7 protein-coding genes are annotated in these 5,116 nt (G+C 34.9%); 1 reads left to right on the top strand and 6 read right to left on the bottom strand.

What is annotated here, in order from left to right; all coding sequences use genetic code 11:
* Positions 1-39: 39 nt before the first annotated feature.
* Genes A5868_RS07010 through A5868_RS06985 form a run of 6 tightly spaced genes read right to left on the bottom strand, consistent with a single transcriptional unit; the run spans position 40 to position 4,620 of the window.
* On the bottom strand, positions 40-864 hold the full coding sequence (locus tag A5868_RS07010) for a PTS system mannose/fructose/sorbose family transporter subunit IID (RefSeq protein WP_086304124.1): 825 nt from the start codon (positions 862-864) through the stop codon (positions 40-42).
* Positions 861-1,673 (bottom strand): PTS mannose/fructose/sorbose/N-acetylgalactosamine transporter subunit IIC, encoded by an 813-nt coding sequence (locus tag A5868_RS07005; RefSeq protein WP_176281309.1) that lies wholly within the window; start codon positions 1,671-1,673, stop codon positions 861-863. The genes A5868_RS07010 and A5868_RS07005 overlap by 4 nt, the downstream gene beginning before the upstream one ends.
* A gap of 15 nt (positions 1,674-1,688) precedes the next feature.
* Entirely contained in the window at positions 1,689-2,189 is a 501-nt protein-coding gene (locus A5868_RS07000) for a PTS sugar transporter subunit IIB (protein WP_086304128.1), read from the bottom strand.
* A gap of 21 nt (positions 2,190-2,210) precedes the next feature.
* Positions 2,211-2,621: a PTS sugar transporter subunit IIA gene (locus tag A5868_RS06995; RefSeq protein ID WP_087654117.1), complete on the bottom strand. Its 411-nt coding sequence runs from the start codon at positions 2,619-2,621 to the stop codon at positions 2,211-2,213.
* Between the two features lie 31 nt (positions 2,622-2,652).
* Complete coding sequence (locus tag A5868_RS06990; RefSeq protein ID WP_087654116.1) at positions 2,653-3,747, bottom strand: zinc-dependent alcohol dehydrogenase; 1,095 nt, start codon at positions 3,745-3,747, stop codon at positions 2,653-2,655.
* 18 nt (positions 3,748-3,765) lie between these two features.
* Positions 3,766-4,620: a class II fructose-bisphosphate aldolase gene (locus A5868_RS06985; RefSeq protein ID WP_254908305.1), complete on the bottom strand. Its 855-nt coding sequence runs from the start codon at positions 4,618-4,620 to the stop codon at positions 3,766-3,768.
* A 374-nt stretch (positions 4,621-4,994) separates the two neighbouring features.
* Between A5868_RS06985 and A5868_RS19525 the strand changes: the two genes are divergently transcribed.
* Positions 4,995-5,116, top strand: a 122-nt coding sequence (locus tag A5868_RS19525) for a DeoR family transcriptional regulator (RefSeq protein ID WP_140404349.1), incomplete at its 3' end; no start/stop codon positions are given.

Raw genomic sequence — 5,116 nt, 5'->3', positions numbered from 1 at the left:
AGAAATAACACTCTTATACTTTTTCTCATTTCAAAACAATCAAGCTATTCCAAATAGAGAAAGTAAAATTCCTAACACTACAACTAAGGTAATCAGTAATGCGAAATTCATTTTTTTCTTTGATAGCAACCAAAAACATAGTAAAGTGAATGCAAGGGGAATTATCCCTATAAAAATTTGATCTAGAACGTCTTGAACAACTAACTGTTGACCTCCGCCAAGATTGAATTTCAGGGTTGTTTGAAGAGATACATTGCTTGCAGTCATTCCACCTATCATAATCAGACCTAGAATACTTGCCGCTTTTGTCAACACATTAATCATTCCAGAAGAATATAACTCTTCAATGTATTTCGCACCCACTGTAAAACCGAATTTAGTCAACTGCCAACGTGTAACCAATGATGGAATATTATAAATTAATAGAAATATTAACGGTGCCAAAGGATTCCCTTGCTCACCGAATGTCATTGCAATTCCTGCGGCCACAACCCGTAGTACTCCCCAAAAAAGAGTATCTCCAATTCCAGAAAAAGGCCCCATCAAACTAGCTTTTACTGTATTAATTGAATCAGCGTTAAAGTCCTCTTTTTCGCTGTTTTCCTTCTCCATGGAAGCCGCTAATCCCATAATAAATGTTCCAACATTCGAAGTTGCATTATACCAAGCGATATGACGTTTTAATGCTGCGGTACGATCTTCCTGTGTTTTATAGTATTTATTAATAAACGGCATCATAGCATAACAGAACCCGCTACCACCTTGTTTTGCATAATTAAAAGGTGCAAATACTGTAAATGATCTAAAAAAAATTGATTTCAGCATCTTTTTTTCATCGTTAGAAACCACTAAATTTTCGTTCATGATAAAAAGTCCTCCTCCTCTAACTCTGTCACATCCCCTTCAACTGTTGATGGCACACCTGATTGTTTAATCTTTAATACTTCCTGGTCAATACCAACTTGAACAACTGCTACAATCACTCCTAAAGTTGCTACTGCAATCAAAGGTAGTTTTAAGTACGCGACGCATAGAAAACCCAATACATAATAAACAGCTAACTTGTTCGACCAAACCATTTTAAGTAGCATAGCAAATCCAACTGCGGGTAATAACCCAGCTACCACACCAAGACCGTTTGTAATAAACTCCGGTAAACTATTAACAAAATTTGATACTGGAGTTGCTCCAGCTAATACAGCAATAAATATTACGATAGCAAATACAAGATATTTAAAAAACCAAACACTATAATGCAAAAATACTATTCTTTTTTCGTTTCCAGCTTCCGCTGCTTTATCAAAGGCACTTCCAAATCCTGCACATAGAATATTCATTCCTATTTCCAATAATCCACCCAGCAAACCTAGCGGAACAGCAATAGCTAATGCGAATTTTGCATCTCCTCCACTTAAGATAGCAAATGCAATCGCAAGTGTTGTACCGAATGAAGGGTTAAGGGAAACAGCACCACCCACGTTGACAGCACCAATGAATAGGGCTTGCAATGCCGCCCCTAAAACTAACCCAGTTTGAAGATCTCCCAATAATAGACCTACAAGCGAGCCAACAACAATTGGTTGATCCGCCATATTTTGAGCGAGTAACCAATTTCCACCAAAGCAAATGAAATAGGCAATTGCGCATAATAATGCTGCAGTTAATGTAGACATAAGCATTTCTCCCTTTTATTTATTATTTAGCATTTCTTCAATTTTTTTCTCTGAGTTATCTGGGATTATTTGATGAACAATCTTCAAATTAGGAATTTTCATCAATCGATCTAGCGATCCCTGTTCCTTTTTGCTAAGTAAAATAGATGAACCTAATGCCCTTTTTTCCTCTTTAGGAACTCCATCGAACCGACCAACATTAGCCAGATTGACTCGTTCAATTACATCCCCTAAAGCTTGTGCCAATCTTTCAGCATCAGTCACGTTTCCAACAATGACCATCAGATTGGCTTCTTGTGCTTTGGGATTGTCAAAAAAATCAATAGTTTCTTCAACTGACCTAATTAACGCTTTAATATCAGAAGGCAAAGCCATTTTCAAAGACATTTGTTGTGTTTTGTCTTGGCTTGCAGCGTCACTTGCAACCACAATTCTTTTTATGCCTAAAGCTTTAGGCCAAGTTAAAGCTATTTGCCCATGAATTAAACGATCATCTACTCGTAAATCCTTTATCATATCTTTTTCCTCATTCCTTTTCTAAATGAAATTCTCTTCCTCAGTATCATCATTTTCTATAATCACTAATGATAATTCTTGACGACACTTTTCAATAATGTCTTCTAGGACAGGTATAGATAACTGTTTTCCACATAAAATAATTTCAAGTATAACCGGTAAATTGAATCCAGTTACTAAGTGAAACTCATAATTATTCTTATAAGAAAATATTTTTTGGTTCACGCTACCACCAAATAAATCTGTAAACACAACATATTCATCATCCGAATTAAACTGGGAGAAAAAGTCATCCACTTTATGTGTAAAATCACTATCATCTACATAAGCATCAATAACTGAAATTTCTGGGCGCTCTCCGATTAATAGTTTTAAACTTTCATTTATTCCAGAAGCGAATGTACTATGTGTTGCAATTAATATATATCGCATTTTTCCATCTCCTCGTAAATCTAATAATTTTTTATAGAAAAATACCTAACTTAATTCCATCCATTTTAATATTAGTTTCCATAGCTTCATTAATATCTATCAAATTAAAACGATGAGTAATCAGCTCTTCAATTGGCCAGCCTTGCTGCTTTGCTTCTTTCAAGAAATCGCAAGCATGAAGCCAGTCGCTAGATTGATAAGTCCACGAGCCTACCACTTTAATTTCTTTATTACAAATATCAAAATGCGGATTATAGTTAGCTTCACCATTATTAACAAAGAACCCTAGTTCACACATACCACCACCACGGCGCACATATTTCCAAACAGAGGATGCAGCTTTAGGAGAACCAGTGCACTGAAAGGCAAACTCTGCTCCTTTTAGATCAGTCATCTGTAGGACTTCCTCAATCGGGTCTTCTGATTTTTGCACATTGACTGTATAGCGAGCTCCTAGTTTTTTAGCGAGTTTTAGTCGTTGGTCATCTCCGTCAACAGCAATAATATTTCTGATACCCATTGTACGAACTAAACTAAGTAACAATAATCCAATAGGACCACAACCTTGAATTAGAACACTTGAAGTATGTTTAAAATTATAGATTTCCTTAGCTTTTTCTACTGCATGAACCACTACAGCAGCAGGTTCAATCAACATTCGTAAGTTCATATCCATCTCACTTACATTAAAAACAACACTATTATCGTTTATCTTGATATACTCTCCAAACCAGCCATTAAAAAAGTGTTTTTCGCCTGGAAGTAAACCATAAATTGCTCCACCTTCACACAAATGGATATTTTTCGGATCATTTTTACAGGTATCACATTCACCACAAGGTTTCAATCCACTTACAATTTTGTCCCCAATTTTCAATGGTTTACCATAGTAGTCCTGTTTGACGTTTTTTCCCAATTCTACAATTTCCCCAGTACCTTCATGTCCTAAATGAATCGGAATATACCCAAAAGGGTCACCCTTATATTCATGAACGTCAGTTCCACAAATGCCACAAGCTTCCACCTTTACTAATATTTCATCATCATTGATAGTGGGGATACTCAATTGTTTAATTTCAATCTCCTTTTCCCCAGTCAAAACAGCAATCTTAGCTTTTTTTGTCATTTAACTTCCTCCTTATTTTTAGGCTTTATTTGAAGATCCAAAAACTTTAATTTTTGATGCAATATTTTCTTTTACTAACTCAATTGTTTTCATATCAACATCAAAAAGAAAAGCATCATCTTTTTGGTTTAAGTAGTCCCTTAGGCCGTTTGTTACTTCAAAAGCCATAGTAGAATAGTAATTAATTTTCGTAATCCCATTCTCAATCGATTTTCTATATTCTTCATTGCTCAATCCTGAACCACCATGCATAACTAAAGGTTTGTTTGTTGCTTGTCTAATTTCTGCTATTCTGTCAAACTTTAAATTTGGTTCAGCTTTGTACAATCCATGAACTGTTCCGAAAGCTATAGCTAAAGCATCAATATTTGCTTGTTCTACAAAATTCCTAGCTTCTTTCACACTAGTGTAAGTATCATCCATATTTTGATAGTCTAATGCTCCGCTTCCGTCCTCTGCATTCATTACACCTAACTCTGCTTCTACAGATACATCTAATGCTTTGGCAATCTTCAATACTTCTTTGGTTCTCTTCACATTTTCAGAAAAAGGTTTAGTTGATGCGTCAACCATAACTGACGTAAATCCTAAATGCATGGCCTTAATGATTGTGTCAAAATTCTCTCCATGATCCAAATGGACACAAATTGGGACTGTTGAATTTTCTGCTAACTCTAAATACATAGAAGCAGCTTGTTCAATAGAAATATATTTGCTGTGTACTTCAGCAAATTGAAGAATTGCAGGTGAATTTTCTGCCTCCGCAGCTGCAACGATCCCTCTCGCCGTATTTAAATCTGTTGCATTAAAAGCACCTACAGCATATTTTTCTCTTTTGGCCTTTTCTAAAATTGTGTTCAAATTCACTAACATGATATCTACAACCTCTCAAATTTAATATATTTGGAACAAATGTAGAATAGCACATATAAATGCGCTTACATCCATTTGATCGACATGATGGAAAATGAGCGCCTAACTTGATTAAAAATGCTCGATATCTTTCATTAATGAAATGAAATAATTAATTATCGAAATGAAAAATTGAAACAGGTTTGTTATATCAGCTATTTTTACGAACACTGTTGATTTTAAAAAATAATTTTGGGATACTGAAAATACTCATATGATTGGAATCAGTCAATTCGAACTTGACTTCACTTATCAAATTTTTCATAGTTAACGAAGAGTCGTTTCTAGCTTCAATTAAAAATATCTTTGTATGAAATGAGTCGAGGAGGCCCTCAATGGAAGATAGACGAAATAAAATTATTGAGCTGATAAAAAAAAGGAATTATATTTCAATTGAATTTTTGACAACTGAATTACACTATAGTGCTAGTACAATTCGTAGAGATCTATCTTATCT

The organism is Enterococcus sp. 12F9_DIV0723 (assembly GCF_002174375.1).
In the GTDB taxonomy this organism is placed as follows: Bacteria; Bacillota; Bacilli; order Lactobacillales; family Enterococcaceae; genus Enterococcus_A; species Enterococcus_A gilvus.
Note: the sequence above shows the minus strand (reverse complement) of the source record. Positions and strands in the feature narration are given on the sequence as shown.